The 20941-nt window shown below is 72.5% G+C and carries 17 protein-coding genes, 1 tRNA gene and 1 other RNA gene; 7 read left to right on the forward strand and 12 right to left on the reverse strand.

Features of this window, described 5'->3' with window-relative positions:
• Window positions 1–151 precede the first annotated feature (151 nt).
• Window positions 152–994 (forward strand): CPBP family intramembrane glutamic endopeptidase, encoded by an 843-nt coding sequence (locus ACFC1R_RS18705; protein ID WP_375939846.1) that lies wholly within the window; start codon window positions 152–154, stop codon window positions 992–994.
• 169 nt (window positions 995–1163) lie between these two features.
• Here ACFC1R_RS18705 and ACFC1R_RS18710 read toward each other — a convergent pair whose 3' ends face one another.
• Window positions 1164–4127, reverse strand: a complete 2964-nt coding sequence (locus tag ACFC1R_RS18710) for a LuxR C-terminal-related transcriptional regulator (protein ID WP_375939848.1) — start codon at window positions 4125–4127, stop codon at window positions 1164–1166.
• Window positions 4128–4313: 186 nt separating this feature from the next.
• Here ACFC1R_RS18710 and ACFC1R_RS18715 point away from each other — a divergent pair, with 186 nt between their 5' ends.
• Both ACFC1R_RS18715 and ACFC1R_RS18720 read left to right on the forward strand, forming a co-directional pair.
• A complete protein-coding gene (locus tag ACFC1R_RS18715; RefSeq protein WP_375939850.1) occupies window positions 4314–4676 on the forward strand; it encodes a nuclear transport factor 2 family protein in 363 nt (120 codons plus the stop codon).
• Window positions 4677–4899: 223 nt separating this feature from the next.
• Window positions 4900–6834 (forward strand): S9 family peptidase, encoded by a 1935-nt coding sequence (locus ACFC1R_RS18720; RefSeq protein ID WP_375939852.1) that lies wholly within the window; start codon window positions 4900–4902, stop codon window positions 6832–6834.
• A 148-nt stretch (window positions 6835–6982) separates the two neighbouring features.
• On the opposite strand, the gene ACFC1R_RS18725 is transcribed toward ACFC1R_RS18720, so the two are convergent.
• From ACFC1R_RS18725 to ffs, 10 genes are all read right to left on the reverse strand, one after another.
• Window positions 6983–7798: an SURF1 family protein gene (locus ACFC1R_RS18725; protein ID WP_375939854.1), complete on the reverse strand. Its 816-nt coding sequence runs from the start codon at window positions 7796–7798 to the stop codon at window positions 6983–6985.
• 192 nt (window positions 7799–7990) lie between these two features.
• Window positions 7991–9040 carry a hypothetical protein gene (locus tag ACFC1R_RS18730; RefSeq protein WP_375939856.1) on the reverse strand — a complete coding sequence of 350 codons (1050 nt, stop codon included), beginning with the start codon at window positions 9038–9040 and terminating at the stop codon, window positions 7991–7993.
• A gap of 355 nt (window positions 9041–9395) precedes the next feature.
• Entirely contained in the window at window positions 9396–9917 is a 522-nt protein-coding gene (locus ACFC1R_RS18735) for a SigE family RNA polymerase sigma factor (protein WP_375939858.1), read from the reverse strand.
• A gap of 394 nt (window positions 9918–10311) precedes the next feature.
• Window positions 10312–11364 carry an aspartate-semialdehyde dehydrogenase gene (locus ACFC1R_RS18740; protein ID WP_375939860.1) on the reverse strand — a complete coding sequence of 351 codons (1053 nt, stop codon included), beginning with the start codon at window positions 11362–11364 and terminating at the stop codon, window positions 10312–10314.
• On the reverse strand, window positions 11361–12641 hold the full coding sequence (locus ACFC1R_RS18745) for an aspartate kinase (protein ID WP_045303707.1): 1281 nt from the start codon (window positions 12639–12641) through the stop codon (window positions 11361–11363). The genes ACFC1R_RS18740 and ACFC1R_RS18745 overlap by 4 nt, the downstream gene beginning before the upstream one ends.
• Before the next feature lie 364 nt (window positions 12642–13005).
• Window positions 13006–13662, reverse strand: coding sequence for a DUF5063 domain-containing protein (locus ACFC1R_RS18750; protein WP_045303708.1), 657 nt, complete (start codon window positions 13660–13662; stop codon window positions 13006–13008).
• Complete coding sequence (gene recR, locus ACFC1R_RS18755) at window positions 13655–14254, reverse strand: recombination mediator RecR (RefSeq protein ID WP_045303709.1); 600 nt, start codon at window positions 14252–14254, stop codon at window positions 13655–13657. The genes ACFC1R_RS18750 and recR overlap by 8 nt, the downstream gene beginning before the upstream one ends.
• Window positions 14255–14425: 171 nt before the next feature.
• Window positions 14426–14767, reverse strand: a complete 342-nt coding sequence (locus tag ACFC1R_RS18760; RefSeq protein WP_375939863.1) for a YbaB/EbfC family nucleoid-associated protein — start codon at window positions 14765–14767, stop codon at window positions 14426–14428.
• A gap of 74 nt (window positions 14768–14841) precedes the next feature.
• Window positions 14842–17043 carry a DNA polymerase III subunit gamma and tau gene (locus ACFC1R_RS18765; protein WP_375939865.1) on the reverse strand — a complete coding sequence of 734 codons (2202 nt, stop codon included), beginning with the start codon at window positions 17041–17043 and terminating at the stop codon, window positions 14842–14844.
• 102 nt (window positions 17044–17145) lie between these two features.
• An RNA gene (gene ffs, locus ACFC1R_RS18770) (signal recognition particle sRNA small type) lies at window positions 17146–17236 on the reverse strand.
• 132 nt (window positions 17237–17368) lie between these two features.
• On the opposite strand from ffs, the gene ACFC1R_RS18775 reads away from it, so the two are divergent.
• Window positions 17369–17453 (forward strand) — tRNA-Ser (locus ACFC1R_RS18775).
• Window positions 17454–17804: 351 nt separating this feature from the next.
• Here the strand turns inward: ACFC1R_RS18775 and ACFC1R_RS18780 are convergent.
• Entirely contained in the window at window positions 17805–18701 is an 897-nt protein-coding gene (locus ACFC1R_RS18780; protein ID WP_375939867.1) for a LysR family transcriptional regulator, read from the reverse strand.
• Window positions 18702–18815: 114 nt separating this feature from the next.
• Between ACFC1R_RS18780 and ACFC1R_RS18785 the strand changes: the two genes are divergently transcribed.
• The 3 genes from ACFC1R_RS18785 to ACFC1R_RS18795 all read left to right on the forward strand — a co-directional run bounded on the left by ACFC1R_RS18785 (window position 18816) and on the right by ACFC1R_RS18795 (window position 20676).
• The gene (locus ACFC1R_RS18785) at window positions 18816–19241 is read left to right on the forward strand and encodes a carboxymuconolactone decarboxylase family protein (protein WP_375939869.1); all 426 of its coding nucleotides are present in this window, start codon (window positions 18816–18818) and stop codon (window positions 19239–19241) included.
• A gap of 69 nt (window positions 19242–19310) precedes the next feature.
• Window positions 19311–19508: an SDR family NAD(P)-dependent oxidoreductase gene (locus ACFC1R_RS18790; protein WP_375939871.1), complete on the forward strand. Its 198-nt coding sequence runs from the start codon at window positions 19311–19313 to the stop codon at window positions 19506–19508.
• 334 nt (window positions 19509–19842) lie between these two features.
• Entirely contained in the window at window positions 19843–20676 is an 834-nt protein-coding gene (locus ACFC1R_RS18795) for an SDR family NAD(P)-dependent oxidoreductase (protein WP_375939873.1), read from the forward strand.
• Window positions 20677–20941 lie beyond the last annotated feature (265 nt).

Genomic DNA, 20941 nt, shown 5'->3' on the forward strand with positions numbered 1-20941 from the left:
CAGCGGTCTCGCAGGGCCCACCTCCCCCGAAAGAGCCAGGTTTTCCCTCCCGAAATCGAGGGAGGGAAGGTTCCCTCACCCCGGGGATGCGCAGGCGGCACCGGGCCCGCGATCGTTTGACCATCGTTCAGAAGTCCGATGGGAGAAGGCAGTGAGCACCAGAAGCAGGGGAACGGCGACATTTCTGGCCATCAGCTTTGCGGGCGCCTGGGGGTGGATGCTCGCGGCCCGGTTCGGCCTGGGCATGTCGTTGGTGAATCCTCTCACGCAGCTTCCCTTCGCGTTCATGCCCGCAGCGGCCGCAGTGATCGTGCGGCGATGGGTCACCCGGGAGGGCTTCGGTGACGCCGGCCTGGCCCTGCACCTGAAGTCCGCCTGGCGCTGCTACCTGGGCGCCTGGCTGGGCCCGCTGCTGCTCACCGGCGCCACCTGCGGCCTGGCCGCCCTGCTGGGGCTCTGGCGACCCGACTTCTCCCCGCTCTCGACACTCGTCCCCGGTCTGCCCGGCTGGGCGTTCCTGCTCCTGCTGATGGCGGTACCGGTGGTTCTCACTCCGCTGTACTGGGGCGAGGAATTCGGGTGGACCGGCTATCTGCGCCCACGGGTGCTACCCGGTCGGCCGACCCTGTCCATGATGGTCACCGGCCTCATCTGGGCGGTCTGGCACTATCCGCTGGCATTTCTCGGATACATCGAATTCCCGCATCCGGCAGTTGGTTTGGCCGCCTGGACGACCTCCATGCTGTTCCAGGAATTCCTCCTGGCCTGGCTGCGGACCCGCAGCCGGAGCATCTGGCCCGCGAGCCTTGCGCACGCCGGGAACAATATGGTCCTGTCCCTCCTCGTCGGGCTGCTGCTGGGAGGAAGCGGGCTCGATGCGCTGGCCCTCACCCTGCTTCCGATACCCGGCATGGCGCTGACGGTCGTCTGGCTCCTCCGCAGCGGCCGGCGGAGCCGACCCGGCCGGCTCGCCGATGTGGCGATCAGCCGCTGACGGACGGTTCGGAGATCAGGCGGCGGTAGGTGCCGAACGCGGCACGGCGTGCGCGGTCCGGGCAGCGCCGTGCCGGGGCCTGCTCAGCGCGCCCGACTCCAACCGGAGCACGTCCGACGACACCACCGCTACGGCGCCGCCGGCATCGTCGGAGTCGGCCCCGGTCGGCTCACCTCTCCGCCACGACGCCTGCCAGGTCGCCGAGTTCGGAGCGCGAGGCGACCCCGAGCTTCGGGTACGCCTTGTAGAGGTGGTGACCGACCGTGCGCGGGCTGAGGAAGAGCTGAGCGGCAATGTCCCGGTTGGTGAGGCCCTGCGCAGCGAGGCGGACGATCTGCAACTCCTGCGGGGTGAGGGCGGCAAGTGGCCCGGCGACCGGCCCGGCGGGTGCGGCGGACCCGGTGGCGGTCAGCTCCGTGCGGGCGCGGTCCGCCCAGGGGGTGGCGCCGAGCCGCTCGAAGGTCTCCAACGCCGTGGCGAGTTGGGACCGGGCATCGGTCCGCCGCCGTTCCCGGCGCAGCCACTCACCGAACAGCAGAGCGGTCCGCGCCTGTTCGAACGGGCGGTGGTCCTGCTGGTGCAGATCGAGGGCGGCCCGGTACGCCGACTCCGCCAGCTCCTGTGGCCCGAGCAGCGCCTGGCAGCGCAGCAGCAGCGCCGACGTCCAGGGCTGTCCGGCGACGGCCGCCCAGCGCGCGAAGCGCTCGTACGACTCGGTCGCCCGCTCCGGCTCGCCCAGTCGGACGGCCGCCTCGACCAGATCGGGTACCGCCCGGGTGGCCGAGACATGGTGTCGGCACTGCCCGCCGGTGAGCCGCTGCAACCGGTCGGCGGCCAACCCGGCCCGCCCCTGCCCCAGGTCGAGCAACCCAAGTGCCCACTGCGCCCAGGGGTGTCCGGCCGCCGGTGCGGCGCCGGGGCCGTCCAGTGCGGCCGCAGCCAGCTCGGTGCAGGCCCCTTCGGCACCGGTGAGCGCCGCCAAGTAGGACAGCAGGCTCCGCAGTTGGCTCACCCACTGGCGCTGAGCCGTGTCGATCGCCAGCTCCAGCGCCTCGGTGGCGGCGACCTCGGCATCCCGGTGGCGGCCGTGGAAGAGCTCGGCCTCCGCGAGGAAGTACAGCAGGGTCGGCAGCTGGCCTATCGCCCCCTCGGCCCGGGCCTCGGCCACCAGATCGGCGGCGAGTCGGTACGTCTCCGCGTCCCGCCCGAGGATCAGGGTGGCTCCGCAGACCTGCACCAGGTCCCGGACGGTGTCGGCGCCCGCGCCACGGGCTGCGGCCACGGTCTCACCGACCGGCGGGAGATCCGGGGCCGGCCTGCCGATCACCGGCAGCGCGGCGGCGAGCAGGTAGTGGGCCACCGGCCCGACCGGGTCCCCGGGCGGCAGCTCCAGCGCCGCCAGACGGTCGAGTACGGCACCCAGCTGCTCCTCCCCCAGGTACCAGGCCGCGTGGAACGCCTGGAACAGCATCCGGGCGGCGTGCGGTGCGTCGATCTCGGAGGTGGCGGCCCCCATCAGGAGCTCATAGGCGGCCGGGTAGGCGCCGCGCCAGAACTTCGCGGTCGCCCGGACGTGCTCCAGGAGCGCCACCGCAAGAGGCCGCCCTTGGCCGGCGAGGTGGGGGAGGTCGTCCACTCGGGCCAGCGCACGCTCGGCCAGCGCCGTAGCCCGGTCCAACTCGCCTGCATCGGTGGCGGATTCGGCAGCCAGCACGAGACGACGGGTGGCCCCGAACCTGTCCGGCGTCAGCCGGGCGGCCCGCTCGTACGCCGAGGCCGCGCCACTCGGGCCGCCCCGGGCGCCGGACCGTACGGCCGTGCGCTCCAGCGCGTCGGCCAGGTCGGCATCGGGTCCCGTGGCGGCGAGCGCGAGGTGCCAGGTCCGGCGATCGCCCTCGCCCAGGGCCTCGCCGACGGCCCGGTGCGCGGCCAACCGCTGCATCAGCGGGGCACGTTGCAGAATCGCGGCGCGGATCAACGGATGCCGGAATGCAAGCCGTTCCTCGGCCGAGAGCCGGATCAGCCCTCGCTGCTCGGCCGGGGGGAGGCTGTCGGGGCCGGCGCCGAGCGCGGCTGCGGCCGACAGCACGACACGCAGGTCCCCGGCCTCCTCGGCGGCGGCGACCAGCAGCAGCGTCTGGGCGGCGGCGGGAAGCCTGGACACCTGCCCGTGGAAGGCGAGTTGGAGACGACTGGTGAGCGGCACCACACCGACTGCACCGGACTGTTCACCGGCGAGCGCGGCGGGCAGCTCGGTGAGCGCCAGCGGATTGCCACGCGCCTCGGCAAGGACGCGCCGGTGCACGGCCGCGATCCGGACGGCCTCCCTGCTCTCCCCGCCCTCCCCCACAGCACCGACATCCACAGCACCGGCACCCGCACCCGCACCCGCACCCGCACCCGCGATCAGGCTCGTCGGCAGCGCGGCGAGCAGCGCCGATGCGGCGGAGGGGGACAGCGCGGCGAGCGGAAGCTCGGGCAACCCGGTTGTAGGGAAGGAGCCTTCACCGTCGCGGGCAGCGAAGAGCAGGACGACGCCTTCGGTCCGCAGACGTCGGGCGGCGAGCAGCAGCGCCTCGGCCGAGGCGCGGTCCAGCCACTGGGCGTCGTCGACCAGACACAACAGCGGCCCGTCCGTGGCGAGTTCGGCGAGCAGGGCGAGGGTGGCGAGACCGGCGAGGAGCCGGTCGACCGTACGGACGGCCGGCCCGGGCGGAGCTGCGGCGGGGGCGACCACAGCCTCGCCCCCATCGTCGACCAACCCGAACGCCGCTTCCAGCGAACGGCGTTGCGGCGCGGTGAGCGCCGCGAGCCGGTCGAGCCCCGGCGCCAGGAGAAGACTGAGCCCGGCAAACGGCAGATCCGCCTCGTACTCGACCCCGGCGGCCCGGATCACCCGGAACGACACCGACTCGACCGCCGCCGCAGCAGACCCTGCACTCGTACCCGTACCCGTACCCGTACTCGCGCCCGCTGCCGCACCCGCCAGCGCCGCACGTTCCGCGTAGTCCAGCAACGCGCTCTTGCCGATGCCCGGTTCACCCCGCAGCACCAGGACCCCGCTGCGGCCCACCCTCGCCTCGTCGAGCAGTCGGTCGATGGCCGCCTGCTCCTCCACCCTCCCGTACAGCATGACGTGCACCCTACCCACGCCCCTGCCGGTACCGGCCGCCGCAGTGACCTATGGCTGACTGATTCGCCACCACCCCGCCCCGCCGTACCTTCGTGCCATCGACGGAACGCACCGCCGGAAGCACCAACAGAAGCACCAACCAGAACACCTCGAAGACACGGACGAACTCTCCGAAGGAGCAGGGACATGACCGACCTCCAGCAGGTTGCCGAGCGCTACATCGCCGTCTGGAACGAGAACGACCAGCCCGCCCGCCGCAAGCTCATCGACGAGCTGTGGGCCGAGGGCGGCCGCTACACCGACCCGCTGGTGGACGCCCAGGGGCGGGAGGCGATCGACGCGACCATCGGTGCGGCCCAGGCACAGTTCCCGGGGCTGGTCTTCACCCTCGGTCCGGTGGACGCCCACCACCACCTGGCCCGTTTCACCTGGGACCTCGGCCCGGCCGGGGGCGAGGCCCTGGTGGTCGGCTTCGACGTCGTCGCCGTGGACGAGGACGGTCGGCTCGCCTCGGTCCTCGGCTTCCTCGACAAGGTCCCGGCCGCCTGACCGACTCCGCGCCGCGCACCCCGGACCGGCCCCGCAGCTCCGGCATCCCCCGCCTCCCCCCACCTTCCTCTCCCGCCTTCCCCACCCCCGCACCGCGCGCCTGCTGCCCGGGCCACCGCCCTGTCGGACCTCCGGCGGGGCGGCAGCCGGGACGGAACCCGCGGAGCACCGGGAGTCGAGCCGCGGCATTCCGCCGACGCCCCGCATCGGGTTGGATGGGGGGATGAGTGAGCAGCAGAGCGCGGTACCGGCATGGGAGCAGCGATTCCGGGCAGCGCGGGTCACGCTGCCGGAGTGGGCCGAGGACGCCCCCGAGCGGGCCCTGTACGTGTCCAACGCCACCGGCACCTACGAGGTCTACGCCTGGGACCGGTCGACCGGCGGGCACCGGCAGGTCACCGACCGCCCGAACGGGACCACGGACGCCGAGCTGAGCCCGGACGGCGAGTGGATCTGGTGGTTCGACGACACCGACGGTGACGAGTTCGGCATCTGGCGTCGCCAGCCCTTCGCCGCCGGTCCGGTCGCGCACCCGACCGACGGCACCGAGTCCGCCGAGCACACCCGGAACGCCCGGAACACCCGACCCGCCGAGCACACCGGGAGGGCCGAAGGCGCGGCCGGCCGCGACGAGGAGGCCGTCCCGGGCGTGCCCGCCGCGTACTCGGCGGGCCTGGCGATCGGCCGCGACGGCACGGTGGTGGTCGGTACCTCCACCGACGACGACGGCACCACCCTCCACCTGCGCCGCCCCGGCAGCACCACGGTCGAGACGCTCTACCACCACGCCGAGTACGGCGGCGTCGGTGATCTCTCGTACGACTCCGCGCTGTTGGCCATCGACCACACCGAACACGGTGACGCGATGCACTCCGCGATCCGGGTGGTCCGCGTCTCCGACGGCTCCACCGTCGCCGAGCTGGACGAGGTGACCGGTCGTCAGAATCCTTGCGGGCTGGCCTGCCTGGGCTTCGCTCCGGTCGACGGCGACACCCGGCTGCTCGTCGCCCACCAGCGGCGGGGCCGCTGGGAGCCGATGATCTGGGACGTCGCCACCGGCACGGAGACCGAACTGCTGCTCCGCGACGACCGGGGCCGCGAGTTCCCCGGCGACCTCTCCGCACAGTGGCGTCCGGAGGCCCGCGCGCTGCTGGTCGAGCACGAGTACGAGGCGCGCAGCGAGCTGTTCTCGTACGACCTGGAGAAGGGCGAGCTGGTCCGCCTGGACACCCCGCGTGGCACGGTGTCCGGCGCGACGGCCCGGCCGGACGGGACGGTGGAGTTCCTCTGGTCCTCCGCCGCCGAGCCGTCCGCCGTGCGATCCACCGCCGGGACGGTGGTGCTGCGCGCGGCCGGACCGGTACCGCCGAGGTCGGTCCCGGTCGAGGACGTCTGGGTCGAGGGGCCCGGCGGCCGGGTGCACGCACTGGTCCAGCGGCCGGAGGGGGAGGGCCCGTTCCCGACCGTCTTCGAGGTCCACGGCGGCCCGACCCACCACGACAGCGACTCCTTCGCCGCCGGCCCGGCCGCCTGGCTGGACCACGGCTTCGCGGTCGTCCGGGTCAACTACCGCGGCTCCACCGGCTACGGCCAGGCCTGGACGGACGCACTGCGCGAGCGGGTCGGCCTGATCGAGCTGGAGGACATCGGCGCCGTCCGCGACTGGGCCGTGGAGTCCGGACTCGCCGACCCGTCGAAGCTGGTGCTCTCCGGCGGCTCCTGGGGCGGCTACCTGACCCTGCTCGGGCTCGGCACCCAGCCGGACAGCTGGGCGCTCGGCCTGGCCGTCGTCCCGGTCGCCGATTACCTGGTCGCCTACGCCGACGAGATGGAGGCGCTCAAGTCAATGGACCGGACGCTCTTCGGCGGCACCCCGGAAGAGGTCCCGGACCGCTGGCACGCCTCCTCCCCGCTGACGTACGTCGAGCAGGTCAAGGCACCCGTGTACATCAGCGCCGGGCTCAACGACCCGCGCTGCCCGATCCGCCAGATCGAGAACTACGTCGAGCGGCTGGAGGCTCTCGGCAAGGTGCACGAGGTCTACCGCTACGACGCCGGGCACGGCTCGCTGGTGGTCGAGGAGCGGATCAAGCAGCTCCGGCTGGAGATCGACTTCGTCCGGCGGCACCTGCCCGGCCAGGACGGTTCGGGCCGGTAGCCCCTGTTCGGTCCCCCGGGCGTCCGCCGGCCCGGGGGACGCCCGCCGGACACCCCCGGCCAGGAACAGCACTCCCGGAAAACTCCCGGCGGTCCCGGGCACCGCTCAAGCCCCCCCGGGGAAAGACCGGGTCCTCCCCGGAAACCGCTCAGTCCAGGACCGGGTCGAGGCCGAGGGCCCGGTCCTGGAGCATCTCCGCCTCCCGGCGCACCAGGCGGAACCACATGAAGACGACGAACCCCGCGAAGACGAACCACTCCAACGTGTAGCCGAGGTTCTGGAAGGCCCGCAGGCTGAGCCCGTTCCCGCCCTGCGGCTGCACGGTGGGAACGGCGGTGAGCCCGTCCGACGCGGCGTCGGCGGCCACCCAGCCGTCATACGTGCGGTACGGCAGCACGTTGACCAGAGTCGCCGGGCTGATCGTGCCCAGCTGGCCGGTGGGCAGTCCGCCGGCCACCGCGCCGCCGCTGCCGCTGCTCTCCGGCGCCTGGAGCCGACCGCTCACGGTCACCTGACCGGACGGCGCGGCGGGCACCCGGGCCGCCGCACCGCTCCCCGCGCCTCCCGCGCCCGCCGCCTCCGGCGCCCCGGGCACCCAGCCGCGGACGACGGCCGCGGCCGGCCCGTCGGCGGTGCGCAGCGGGGTGAGCACGTAGTAGCCGTTCCGGCCGTCCACCGTGCGGTCGGGTACCAGCAGTTGGTGCGCGGAGTCGTAGCTGCCGGTGACGGTGACCTCGCGGCCGACCGTGTCGGTACCGACCTCGGCCGCACCACCCTTCAGCACGGAGGCCAGCGGGACAGCCGCCTCCGGGGCCTTCGCCGAGCTGCCGGTGTTCGTGTGGGAGGAGGCCCGGTCCTCGAAGCGCCCGAGCTGCCAGGAGCCGAGCCAGAGGCAGACCGCGATGGCCAGCAGGGCCACCACGGTGCCGCCCAGCCAGCGCGAAGTCAGGAGAAACCGGTACACGCCCACCACGGTAACCATTCCTCACACCCACCGGTTCCCCCGGGGGTCGCCGCGCCCGGCTCGACGCCCACCGTGAGCATCGCGACCACTGCACCGCGCGGACGCCGCACTGCCGGCGGAACGACGGACCGCGGCCCGCCCCTCATCCCGCCGGATCGCCGACCCGTCCGGCCCGCCGACCCCGCCGGCCGCCTACTTCCCGTTGGCCACCACGGTCGGAGTGCCGGAGGGCGGCGCCGGGGTCGCTGCCGGAACCGCCTCGGGGGCGGAGCGGTAGACCGTACCGGCGCAGGCGCCGCTGACCTGGGCGGTCGCAGCAGCGGGACCGCCGGACTGCGGGGTGTGCTCCAGTGTGATGCTCGCGGGCGTGCTGGGCGGCGGGGAACTGCTCGGGCTCGGCCCGGTGCCGGGGGAGGACGGCGCTCCGGGTGAGGCATCGGCAGCGGGTGCGGCTGCTGGGGCAGCGGCGGCGGTCTGCGGGGCGGGTGCGGCCGGGCTGCTGCCTCCCCCGGTGTTCGGGCACGGCGTGTCCGGCACCCAGCCGAACCGGACCTGGTACCCCGCCTTCGGCGGCAGCACCAACGGTCCGGACGCCGGGACCGGGTCGGGCAGCCCGACCGCCGGGTCACCGGCCAGGTGGTCGACGACCTTGACCTTCGCCGGGTCGGCGCCCTGCACCGAGCTGACCGCCACCGTCCCGGGGCCGGTCAGCTCACAGCTCCGCCCGGAGGTGTTGAGCACGGTGAACCAGCCGTACACCTTTCCGTTCGAGTCTGCGGCGGCGAGGTAGGAGCTGCCCGCACCGAGGTCGGCCCGTACGCAGGCGGGGAGCGGCACGGTACCGGCCGGGCTGCCGTCCACCCCGGCGGTGGGGCTGGCGGCCTCGGAGCTGGCCTCGGCCCCGGGCGACGCCGTGCCCGACTGGTCGGCCGAGCCGGTCGGCCTCGGCAGGTGGGAACGGCCCGCCGTGCTGTCCTCGGACGGTGAGGCCGGGCTACGCCCGTCGGTGTCCGCGAGGGTGCGGCCGGTGGCGGGGCCGTCGGAGAGGTCGAAGTGCTGGACGCCCTTGATGGTCGGCACGGCGGCGACGACGAGCAGCGCGGCGGCCACCGTACCGGTCCAGACGTTGCGGTGCCGGGCGCGTCGGCGCGGGACCGCCTGCCGGATGCGCAGCAGCGCGGCCGGATCCGGCTGGACCTCGGTGACGGACTGGTGGAGCAGCTCGCGGAGCCGTCGTTCCATCAACTCCTCGTCCGATTCGGCCGAAATCCGCCCCGGGCCGACCGCACCCCGCGTCGATCCGACCGCACCGTGCCCCGAACCGGACCCGCCCTCCGCCGAACCGGACCCGCCCTGCGCCGAACCGGACCCGCCCTGCCCGGACCCGCCCTGCCCGGACCCGCCGTCCGGCGAACCGGACCCGCCGAGGCCGAAGGACTCGGTTCCCCCTCCACCCGGCGCCCGCCGAGCACCGGTCACCGGCGGCTCGCAGCAGGGCTCCGGCTGCGCTGACTCCCGCTCAACCAGCCGCAGCCCCTCCGGCTCGCCCGCCCCCTGCGGGCTCTGCGGGTCCTGCTCGCCGCCGGTCATCCTCTCGTCAGTCATCCTCGGCCTCCATCAGGACTCGCAGGGCGGCCAGGCCGCGCGATCCGTACGCCTTCACCGAGCCGAGGGAGATCCCCAGCGCGTCGGCGACCTGCACCTCCGTCATGTCCGCGTAGTAGCGCAGGACGAGCACCTCCCGCTGACGGCGTTGCAACCCCCGTAGCGCGGTCTTCAGCTGGTCGCGCTCCAGCGCATCGTAAGCGCCTTCTTCTGCACTGGCCATGTCAGGCATCGGCTTGGGCAGCAGCCGCAGGCCGAGGATGCGCCGACGCAGCGTCGAACGGGAGAGGTTGACGACGGTCTGCCGGAGGTAGGCGAGGGTCTTCTCGGGTTCGCGGACCCGGCGACGGGCGGCGTGCACCCGGATGAACGCCTCCTGGACGACGTCCTCGCAGGTCGACAGGTCGTCAAGGAGCAGGGCGGCCAGGCGCAACAGGGAACGGTAGTGCGCCTGGTAGGTCTCGGTGAGGTGATCGACGCTGGCTCCTGCCGCGTCCTCTGCGGCCGTGCCCATGCGGCTATCGACCAGCAGCCCTGCTCGGGGCGGCAGCGCCACCACCGGGACGGACCCCACCGGCACGGACCCCACCGGCACGGACCCCACCGGCACCAGGGGCGCCAAGGGCACCACGGGTGCCGCCGGCACCACCATCACGGGTGCCATGGGCACCACGGAGACCGCCCCCATTACGTTCGCCACGCCTGTTGGACACTCGCTCCCCTGTCATGGTTGCCCGGCCGAAGGCATATTCTCCCGCACACGCAGAATCCCCCTCCAGCGCCCTGGAGGGGGATCCGGACCGTCCGTTTCCGGACAGCGGTCACAGCGATCGAAGCAGCGGCAGTGCCGACGACGGGGCCGACGGCGGGCCCCGAACCCCGGAACCCCGGAGCCCCGAGCAGGTCCCTCAGGCGCCGAACTCGGCCGCGACCAGCTCCGCGATCTGAGCGGTGTTCAGCGCGGCCCCCTTGCGCAGGTTGTCCCCGCAGAGGAAGAGGTCCAGCGCGTTGGGGTCGTCCAGCGATCGCCGGACCCGCCCGACCCAGGTGGGGTCCGTGCCCACCACGTCGTTGGGGGTCGGGAACTCACCGGCCGCCGGGTTGTCGTACAGGACCACGCCCGGCGCCTCCCGCAGGATGTCCTGCGCGTGCTCCTGGCTGACCTCCCGCTCGAAGACCGCGTGCACGGCCAGCGAGTGCGTGGTGACCACCGGGATCCGGACGCAGGTCGCGGAGACCTTGAGGTCCGGCAGGCCGAGGATCTTGCGGGACTCGTTGCGGACCTTGAGCTCCTCGGAGGACCAGCCGCCCTCCATCGGCGAGCCCGCCCACGGCACCGCGTTCAGCACCAGCGGCGCCGGGAACGGGCCGTTGTCGGTGATCACGGCGCGCAGGTCACCGGTCTGCTCGCCGACGCCGGTGCCCGCGACCTGCTTGAGCTGGTCGCGCAACGCGTCCACGCCGGGCTGTCCGGCACCGGAGGCGGCCTGGTACGAGGCCACCACCAGCTCCGCGAGCCCGTACTCGGCGTGCAGTGCGGCGAGGCCGCACATCATGGTGAGCGTGGTGCAGTTCGGGTTGGCGATGATGCCGCGCGGGCGGAGCCTGGCCGCCACCGCGTTCACCTCGGGGACGACCAGCGGGACGTCCTCGTCCATCCGGAACGCACCGGAGTTGTCCACCACGACGACGCCCTTGGCCGCCGCGATCGGCGCCCACTGGGCGGAGACCGCGTCGGGGACGTCGAACATCGCCACGTCGATGCCGTCGAACGCCTCCTCGCAGAGGGTGACGACCTCGACCTCCTCACCGCGCACGGTCAGTCGGCGGCCGGCCGATCGCGGCGAAGCGATCAGCCGTATCTCGCCCCAGACGTCCTCCCGCGCGGAGAGGAGGCCCAACATCACGGTCCCGACGGCGCCGGTGGCGCCGACGACCGCGAGGTTGGGCTTACGACTCATCGACCGGTCCCGCCGTAGACCACGGCCTCGTCGGTGCTGCTGTCCAGACCGAAGGCGCTGTGCACGGCCCGGACGGCCTCGTTCACGTCGTCGGCGCGGGTGACCACCGAGATGCGGATCTCGGAGGTGGAGATCAGCTCGATGTTGACCCCGGCCTCGGAGAGCGCCTCGAAGAAGGTCGCGGTGACACCGGGGTTGGAGCGCATGCCCGCGCCGACCAGCGAGATCTTGCCGATCGCGTCGTCGTAGCGGAGCGACTCGAAGCCGATGCCCTCGCGGACCCGGTTGAGCGCGTCGATCGCCTTCTGGCCCTCGGACTTCGGGCAGGTGAAGGAGATGTCGGTGAGGCCGGTGGACGCGGCGGAGACGTTCTGCACCACCATGTCGATGTTGACCTCGGCATCCGCGATGGCGCGGAAGATGCGGGCCGCCTCGCCCGGCTTGTCCGGCACACCCACGACCGTGACCTTGGCCTCGGACGTGTCATGGGCGACTCCGGAGATGATCGCCTGCTCCATTTCGCCCCCTTCGGGCTTGGTCGGGTTGCTTCCGCTCACAATCGTCCCCGGAAGTCCGGAGAAGGACGAGCGTACGTGAATCGGGATGTTATAGCGCCGGGCGTACTCGACACACCGGTCGAGCAGCACCTTGGAGCCGGACGAGGCCAGCTCCAGCATGTCCTCGAACCCGATCCAGTCGATCTTGCGGGCCTTCTTCACCACCCGCGGATCGGCGGTGAACACGCCGTCCACATCGGTGTAGATCTCGCAGACCTCGGCGTTCAGGGCCGCCGCGAGGGCGACCGCCGTGGTGTCCGAGCCACCCCGGCCGAGGGTGGTGATGTCCTTGCTGACCTGGGAGACACCCTGGAAGCCCGCCACGATCGCGACGTTGCCCTCGTCCAGGGCGGCACGGATCCGGCCCGGCGTGACATCGATGATGCGCGCCTTGTTGTGCGTGGAGTCCGTGATGACACCGGCCTGGCTGCCCGTGAAGGACTGGGCGTCGAAGCCCAGCGTCTTGATCGCCATGGCCAGCAGTGCCATGGAGATCCGCTCTCCAGCGGTCAGCAGCATGTCGAACTCGCGGCCGGACGGAATCGGGGTTACCTGTTCCGCGAGTTCGATGAGCTCGTCCGTCGTGTCGCCCATCGCGGACACCACGACGACGACCTCATGGCCGGCCTTCCTGGCGTCAACGATTCGGCGGGCTACGCGCTTGATGCCCTCGGCATCCGCAACGGATGAGCCGCCGTACTTCTGCACGACAAGGCCCACGTGCGCTCCTCGACTTGTGTCGTTCAGGGGGACTGGGTGGCCCCTTCTGCGGTCCGAGCCAGTCTATCCAGCGGTTTCGGCACCTCAGCCGCATTCCATATGATGAGACACCGGTATCGACTGATGGTCAGGGGCTTTCGACAGGTCTTCGGGCCCGCTCCCGGCGGCCGACAAGAATTGCCGGATCCACGGCCGATCGGCCCCGAATTTCCCCGGCCGGACGACGAGTGAATTCTTCGTCACAGTCGCTCCGGAGCCCGTCGTCCGGGTCCGCCGCGCCCCTCGGGAACTCGGCGACCGTTCCCGGACCCCGGCCCGGGGACCAGTGCCGGGGCGGCCCCGGGGACCGGTCCCGGCAGCCGGCTCAGAGGCCCAGCTCGGCGGCCATCAGATCGCCGGCCTGCTGCTCCAGCTGCTCGTCCGTCAGCCCGTCGTCGTCGGTGTCGGCACCGTCCACCGCCGCGCCGATCGGGCTGTCCAGCCGGACGTGCGCGACCAGCGACTGCAGCGCCCGCAGCACCGCCGAGCAGGTCGAACCCCAGTTGGACAGGTACGAGAACTGCCACCACCACAGCGCCTCGCTGACCCGGCCCTCGCGGTAGTGGGTCAGCCCGTGCTCCAGCTCGCTCACCACCCCGGCCAGGTCGTCCGAGATCCGGAAGGCGTTCGGACGCGTGGGCGGACCGTACGGGTCGAAGACCTCGTGGTAGACGTCGATCGGTGCCAGCAGCTCGGCCAGTCGCTCGCGCAGCTCGACGCCGTCCGGCTCGGGCCCGGCGTCCGGCTCGAACCGGTCCTCCGGGAGGACGTCCTCGATCGCACCGAGCCGGCCACCCGCCAGCAGCAGCTGGGAGACCTCCAGCAGGAGCAGCGAGATCGCGCTGCCGGGCTCGTCCCCCTTGGCGACCTCCGTCACGGCGAGTACGAAGCTCTCGACCGAGTCCGCGATCTGCACCGCGAAGTCGTCCGGCGCCTCGGCCTGGGTGTGCGAGTGCGCATCTGCGCGGGTGTGGTCAGACATCGAGCAGTCGTCTCCCTTCGAAGGCCCGGCCGAGGGTGACCTCGTCGGCGTACTCCAAATCCCCGCCGACGGGCAGGCCGCTCGCCAGTCGGGTCACCTTCAGACCCATCGGCTTGCAGAGCCGGGCCAGGTAGGTGGCGGTTGCCTCCCCCTCCAGATTGGGGTCGGTCGCCAGGATCAGCTCGGTGACCGTGCCGTCGGCGAGCCGCCCGAGCAGCTCGCGGATCCGCAGGTCGTCCGGGCCGACGCCTTCGATCGGGCTGATCGCTCCGCCCAGCACGTGGTAGCGGCCGCGGAACTCCCGGGTGCGCTCGATGGCGACGACGTCCTTGGGCTCCTCGACCACGCAGATCACCGCCAGGTCGCGCCGCGGGTCCAGGCAGACCCGGCACTGCTCGGACTCCGCGACGTTGCCGCAGACCGCGCAGAACCGGACCTTCTCCTTGACCTCCAGCAGCGCGTGCGCCAGGCGGCGGACGTCCGTCGGGTCGGCCTGCAGGACGTGGAAGGCGATCCGCTGCGCGCTCTTGGGCCCGACGCCGGGCAGCCTGCCCAGTTCGTCGATCAGGTCCTGAACCACGCCCTCGTACAACTTCGCGCCTTCCGTCGTGCTCTCGTGCCTGCTCTTGCGGTGCCATCATCCAACGGATCGGGCGCCGGACACACCGTCCGACGCCCGACTTACCCATAAATCACACAGCGTGGCTGCGGTTCTGCTACCAGTCGGCCACGAGCACCCGGGCCGACGAGGGCCCGCGGCCGCCTAGAACGGCAGGCCGGGGATGCCACCGCCGCCGAGGCCCTGGGTCAGTGGACCCATCCGGTCCGCCTGGAGCTTCTGGGCCGCCGCGTTGGCGTCCCGGACGGCCGCCAGCACGAGGTCGGCCAGCGTCTCGGTGTCCTCGGGGTCGACCGCGGCGGGCGCGATGGTCAGCGCCACCAGCTCACCGGCACCCGTCACCGTCGCCTCGACCAGGCCGCCGCCCGCCGTACCGCTCACCTTCGTCTCGGCCAGCTCCCGCTGCGCCTTGCCGAGCTCCTCCTGCATCTTCTGCGCCTGCTTGAGCAGCTGCTGCATATTGGGCTGGCCACCACCAGGGAACACGGCTCACTCCTGCCTGTGCACGGAAACGTCGGTCCGAGCCTACGCGCCGCCATCCGACGCGTAGGGGTCTCCGGTCACTTGTTGTGGTGGATCTCCTCCAGGACCGTCGCCCCGAGCTCGCGGATGATCAGCTCCTGGCCGGAGTACGCGTCCTCCTTGAGTTCCGGGTCGTCGTCCTCGGGGATGTCGTCCTCGGGGGCGACCATCGGGGCGGGTGGTGCCTGCGGCGGCGCCACGGACGGCTGCTGCTGCACCGGCTGCGCGGCGAACGCGGCGGCCGGCGGCGGCACCGGGCCCGGCGCGGGCTGGACGGGTGCCTGGGCCGGGGCCGAGGCCTGCGGCGCCATCGGTGCGGCCGGCCTGGAAGCCTGCGGCGCACCGCCGCCCCAGCCACCGCCGCCCGCCTGCGGAGCCGGCGGCGCGTACCCGGCTCCGCCGCCGCCTCCGCTGCTGCCACCGGACGGATCGACGATGCACTCGATCCGCCAGTCCACGCCGAGGGAGTCGGCCAGGGCCTGGCGCAGCACGTCGTCGCTGTTGCTGCTGACGAAACTGTCCCGGGCGCCGGCGTTGATGAACGAGACCTGGAGCACGCTGCCGTCGAAACCCGCGACCTGGCCGTTCTGGCTCAGCAGGATCCAGGTGAACCGGCGGCGGTTCTTCACCGCGTCCAGGATCTGCGGCCAGAGCTGGCGGACCTGCCCGGCACCCTGCTGCGCGGCGGCGGACGGCTGGGCCCCGGACGGCTGCGCTGCGGGCGCGGGCGCGACCGGGGCGGGCTGGGCCTGGGCGTACGCCGGTGCGGGCGCAGGCGTGGGCGTGGACACCGGGGGCGCGGGAGCAGGCTCGGGCGCTCCCCCGCCGGGGGAGAAGCTGCGCGCGATCGGCCACGCGCCGGGCGCGGGACCCGCCTGCGCGGGCGCGGGCGCCTGCACAGGAGCGGGCGCCGGGGCGGCTGCGGCTGCGGGCTGCTGCGGTGCGGGTGCCGCCACCGGCACCGCCGGCGCACCCGGTGCACCCGGAGGGACCGCGGCGGCCGGAGCTGCGGCGAAGCCGCCGGGCGGGGCCACGGCCGCCATCGACGCCGCCGGGGCGATCGGTGCGGCCAGTGCTCCGGCTGCGGCCCGCCGCTCCAGCTTGTCCAGCCGCGCCTGCAGCGACAGCTCGTCGTCGTACGCACCGGGCAGCATCACCCGGGCGCAGATCAGCTCCAGCTGCAGCCGGGGCGCCGCGTTCCCCCGCATCTCGGTCAATCCGGTGTTGACGATGTCGGCGGCCCGGCTCAGCTCGGCCGCCCCGAACCGGTCGGCCTGCGCCTGCATCACCGCGACCCGGTCGGCCGGAGCGTCGATCAGCCCCTTCTCCCCGGCGTCCGGCACTGTGGCGAGGATCACCAGATCGCGCAGCCGCTCCAGCAGGTCCGTCACGAAACGCCGCGGGTCGTGCCCGCCCTCGACCACCCGGTCGATGACCTGGAAGACCGTGGCCCCGTCGTGCGCGGCGAAGGCGTCGACCACCTCGTCCAGCAGCGCCGAGTCCGTGTACCCGAGCAGCGCAGTCGCCATCTGGTACGTCACACCGGCCTCGCCCGCACCCGCGAGCAGCTGGTCCATGACCGACATCGAGTCACGCACCGACCCGGCGCCGGCCCGCACCACCAGCGGGAAGACGGAGTCCTCGACCTGGATGCCCTCCCGGCCGCAGACCTCCGCCAGGTAGTCCCGCAGCGTGCCGGGCGGCACCAGCCGGAACGGGTAGTGGTGCGTACGGGACCGGATCGTCCCGATCACCTTCTCCGGCTCGGTGGTCGCGAAGATGAACTTGAGGTGCTCCGGCGGCTCCTCCACCACCTTCAGCAGCGCGTTGAAGCCGGCCGAGGTCACCATGTGCGCCTCGTCCAGGATGAAGATCTTGTACCGGCTGTGCACCGGTGCGAAGAACGCCCGCTCGCGCAGCTCGCGCGCGTCGTCCACACCACCGTGCGAGGCGGCGTCGATCTCGATCACGTCGATCGAACCGGGCCCACCCGTCGCCAGGTCCCGGCAGGACTGGCACTCACCGCACGGCGTCGGCGTCGGGCCCTGCTCACAGTTGAGGCAGCGGGCCAGGATTCGGGCACTCGTCGTCTTGCCGCAGCCGCGCGGGCCACTGAAGAGGTACGCGTGGTTGACCCTGTTGTTGCGCAGGGCCTGCTGGAGCGGAGCGGTCACGTGCTCCTGCCCGATGACCTCCGCGAAGGTCTCGGGGCGGTAGCGGCGGTACAGGGCTAGGGACACGCCACCGACGATATCGGGACGCGAGGACAAACGCGTCGCCCCACCGAACCCGGTCCCGCACTTCTCCCCGGTTCCCCTGGCTCCCGGACCCCCTGGAAACGCAAGGACCCCCCGTGCACCCGCCAGAGCCCTCCTACCCTTGCTGCCTTCCGGCCCTGGGGGGGTTCAGAGAGATAACGCCACACGAGGGGCTGCCCCAAGAGTAGCGGATCCCGGCCCCGTATCCCGCACTCCACCCCCATCTCCGATCCGCAGGCAGCCACCCGCGACCACCTGCGAGACAGCGGGTCGCGAGCACCCCTCAACATGTACTAAGCTCTCCCACGGAGGATTCGCCTAGAGGCCTAGGGCGCACGCTTGGAAAGCGTGTTGGGGGCAACCCCTCACGAGTTCGAATCTCGTATCCTCCGCCGGCAGAAGGCCCGGACCGCATCACGCGGCCCGGGCCTTCGTCGTTTTCGCGGTCCGACCAGCTACGGCTGGAAGTCCCAGGGATTGAGGAGCCGTGCACCGGTCCGCCCGGCCCGGCACGGTCGCCGCCGATAAGGCGCACTCCTAAGTTTTGACGGGGCGCTGTCGTGTGGACGGCGAGATCCTGCCGACCTGGATGAGGGCGACGTACAGGACGCAGGCGTCGGACGGGCTGCCCCGGCGGATTTCGGCGCACGCAGACCCCGACGTCAGGCAGCCCGTCCCCGGGCGCGCAGGCGCAAGCCGCCGCGGCTCCGGATGCCGCGGCGCTCTCCTCGCCGTAGCCGCGGTCACGCCCCGCGCCCGGCGGCGACGTCGGCCAGCACGTCGCGGAAGCGCTCGACGAGCGGGTTGTGGTCGGCGGCGCGCCGGACGAGGTGGAGGGTGGTACGGGTCCCGGCCAGGTCGCGTGGGACGACACCGACGCGGCGCAGGGCTCGGTGCGACTGTGACATGACCGCGCCACCGAATCCGGCGGCGACCAGGGCCAGGACCGTCTGGACGCTGCGTCCCTCCGCACCGGCCCGGGGCACGACGCCCGCCTGCGCGCACAGCGCGCGGATCTCGTCGTAGGACTGCGGTGAGACCTCCCGGGGCCACAGCACGAGCGGAATGCGCCCCAGGTCCTCCAGGGGAGCCGGGCCAAGGCCGTGCGCGAGTGGATGGCCGTCGGGCAGGAAGAACGCAAGGGGTTCGTGCCACCATTCCTCGGCCGTCAGGCGAGCGTCGCGCAGGGGCAGTCGCTGGACCGCGATGTCGAAGCGGCCGTCCAGGACTCCCTCGGACATCTCGGTGTCGCTGAAGCTCTCCTCCAGGCGCAGGGCCACCCGGGGCAGTTCGCGGCGTAGGCGGCCCAGCGCCGCGCCCAGGGGGCCGTTGATGCCCGAACCGGCGAAGGCCACGGTGAGGTGTCCACTGCGGCCATCGGCCGCTAGCCGGACGTCCTCGACGGCGGCCTCGGCCTCCGCCAGCAGGGCGGTCGACCGGCGCACGAGCGCGGCTCCTGCGGCCGTGGGCGCGAGGCGGCGGCCATCGCGCTCGAACAGCTCGACGCCCAGCCGCCGTTCGAGGCCCCCCAGCTGGCGGCTGAGGGTGGGCTGGGTGAGGCCGAGGCGGCGCGCGGCACCGCTGACGCTGCCCTCCTCGGCGACGGCGACGACGTAGCCGAGAAGCCGGAGATCCACCATCAATGCCTCCCAGGCATGAGACCGATACCTTTCAAAGCCTATCGGGCACCACTGTGCGCCCGCCGGGAGAACCTTGGTGCATCAGCCGAACCCAACCACCCGGGGGAGCCCGAGATGATCACCGCGCACGCGACCACCCACCACCGCGCCGACCGCTACACCGACGGCATGGAGGTCCTGCGTCGGATCGACCGCGAGGCCGGTCAGCGGATCGTCGACACGCTGGCAGACGTCTCGCCGGAACTGGGGCACCAGGTGGTGGCCTGGGCGTTCGGCGACATGTACGCGCGCCCCGAACTCGTGGCGCGCGAGCGTCAGCTGGTGACCCTGGGCGTGCTGACGGCGCTGGGCGGATGCGAGATCGAGCTGGAGGTGCACATCAACGCCGCGTTGAACGTGGGCCTGACGCCGGTGGAGATCTCGGAGGCGCTGTTGCACTCGGCGGTGTACTGCGGAATGCCGCGCGCGATCAACGCGACGCTGGTGGCGAAGAAGGTGTTCGGGGAGCGCGGCCTGCTCCCCGTCTCCAACATCGCCTGACGCAGCGCCAGTTCCGAGTCTCGAGACATCCCCTCGGCGTCTCCATCCACACGAATGAGGAGCCCGAAATTGAGTGAGAAGACTGCGCTGGTCGTCGGCGGAACGTCCGGCATCGGACTGGCCACCGCGCGCCGGCTGCACGCCCTCGGCGCGACCGTCCATATCGTCGGCCGCGGCAAGGAGCGCCTGGACGCCGTCGCCGCCACCGACCCGGCACTGATCGGTCACTGCGCTGACGGCGGGGCACGCCTCGTGTCCCTGGGCTGAGCGAGCCTGCAAACGGCCTCTCGACCGCACTGGACAGCCAGGCTCGGCTCCAGGCCCATGGCCAGGTGTCGTCCAGTGCCATCGGGGGCCGCCCAGGGCGCGGTCGCGCGACCGTCACGCAGTCCCCGGCCGTCGCCCGGACGGGCGATCAGGCGGAGACCTTCCGCGGGGCCCGCACCCGCCACCATCACCGACATCGTGTTCGTCACCGTCTGGTGCCGCCTGCTCGCCGCCTCAAACCCCTCGACGACCAACTCGTCGAGGAGCTTGTCACCACGCTCGCCAAACTGCGGCCCGACTCAGCCCTACCCGTGCCAGACCACAAGGAGCCCACGTGACCCGCCCACCAATAATCTTCATCACCGGTGCCACCGACGGCCTCGGCCGCGCCCTCGCGCACCGGCTCGCCGCCGACGGCGCCACATTGATCCTGCACGGCCGCGATCAGGCGAAACTCGACCGGACCGCTGCCGAGATCCGTGACATCCACGGCGTGGACCGGCCACGCACTCTCCTGGCCGATCTGGCCGAGCTCGCGCAGGTCCGCGCCCTGGCAGCCGATGTCCACGCCGCCACCGACCATCTGGACGTGCTGGTCAGCAACGCTGGCATCGGCGGCGGCGAACCTGACGGCCGTACCCGACGCACCAGCGCCGACGGCCACGAACTCAGGTTCGCCGTCAACTACCTCGCCGGATTCCTGCTCACCCTCGAACTCTTGCCGTTGCTGCGCGCATCCGCCCCGGCCCGCATCGTCAACGTCGCCTCCATCGGGCAGGAGCCCATCGACTTCGACGACCTCATGCTCGAACGCGACTACAGCGGCACGCGCGCCTACTGCCAGAGCAAACTCGCCCAGATCGCCTCTGGCTTCGAACTGGCCGGCCGCGTCCCCGCCACTGAGATCACGGTCAACAGCCTCCACCCCGCGACCTACATGCCGACCAAGATGGTCCTGCAGGAGGTCGGCTACCAGATCGACAGCATCGAGGAAGGCGTCGCCGCCACTTACCGGCTTGTCACCGATCCCGCCCTCGCCACCACCACCGGCCGGTTCTTCGACCGAAGCCGCGAGGCCCAGGCCCACGCCCAGGCGTACGACACCCACGCCCGAGACGAACTCTGGCAGCGCAGCCTGAAGCTCATCGACCACGCCGACATCACCTGACACACCACTCGGCCTCCCGGTGGTACCGGGGCCCCGAGCATGACGGGACCCCCAGGACTTCGCAAGCATCACCCATTGGGCGTCATCGTGCCCCGTCGCCGAGACGCCCACCCGGCGTCAGCCGACGGCCGGTTGCCGTAGCCGGGCAGGCCCCGGCAGGCATGTTCGGGAAGAGCGGGGAAGCGCGGCCCTGGCCGCAAGAGAAGCTGCGACCCGATACTCTCCCCCTGCCGAGCCAGTTCAGTGCTGACTGACGCGGGCCGCT

The organism is Kitasatospora sp. NPDC056138 (assembly GCF_042264695.1).
GTDB lineage: Bacteria > Actinomycetota > Actinomycetes > Streptomycetales > Streptomycetaceae > Kitasatospora.

Coding starts and splice junctions, on each gene's coding strand:
- ACFC1R_RS18710 (WP_375939848.1), bottom strand. CDS start 4,127: ATGCTGTACGGGAGGGTGGAGGAGCAGGCGGCCATCGACCGACTGCTC.
- ACFC1R_RS18715 (WP_375939850.1), top strand. CDS start 4,314: ATGACCGACCTCCAGCAGGTTGCCGAGCGCTACATCGCCGTCTGGAAC.
- ACFC1R_RS18720 (WP_375939852.1), top strand. CDS start 4,900: ATGAGTGAGCAGCAGAGCGCGGTACCGGCATGGGAGCAGCGATTCCGG.
- ACFC1R_RS18730 (WP_375939856.1), bottom strand. CDS start 9,040: ATGGAACGACGGCTCCGCGAGCTGCTCCACCAGTCCGTCACCGAGGTC.
- ACFC1R_RS18735 (WP_375939858.1), bottom strand. CDS start 9,917: ATGGGCACGGCCGCAGAGGACGCGGCAGGAGCCAGCGTCGATCACCTC.
- ACFC1R_RS18740 (WP_375939860.1), bottom strand. CDS start 11,364: ATGAGTCGTAAGCCCAACCTCGCGGTCGTCGGCGCCACCGGCGCCGTC.
- ACFC1R_RS18750 (WP_045303708.1), bottom strand. CDS start 13,662: ATGTCTGACCACACCCGCGCAGATGCGCACTCGCACACCCAGGCCGAG.
- ACFC1R_RS18780 (WP_375939867.1), bottom strand. CDS start 18,701: ATGGTGGATCTCCGGCTTCTCGGCTACGTCGTCGCCGTCGCCGAGGAG.
- ACFC1R_RS18785 (WP_375939869.1), top strand. CDS start 18,816: ATGATCACCGCGCACGCGACCACCCACCACCGCGCCGACCGCTACACC.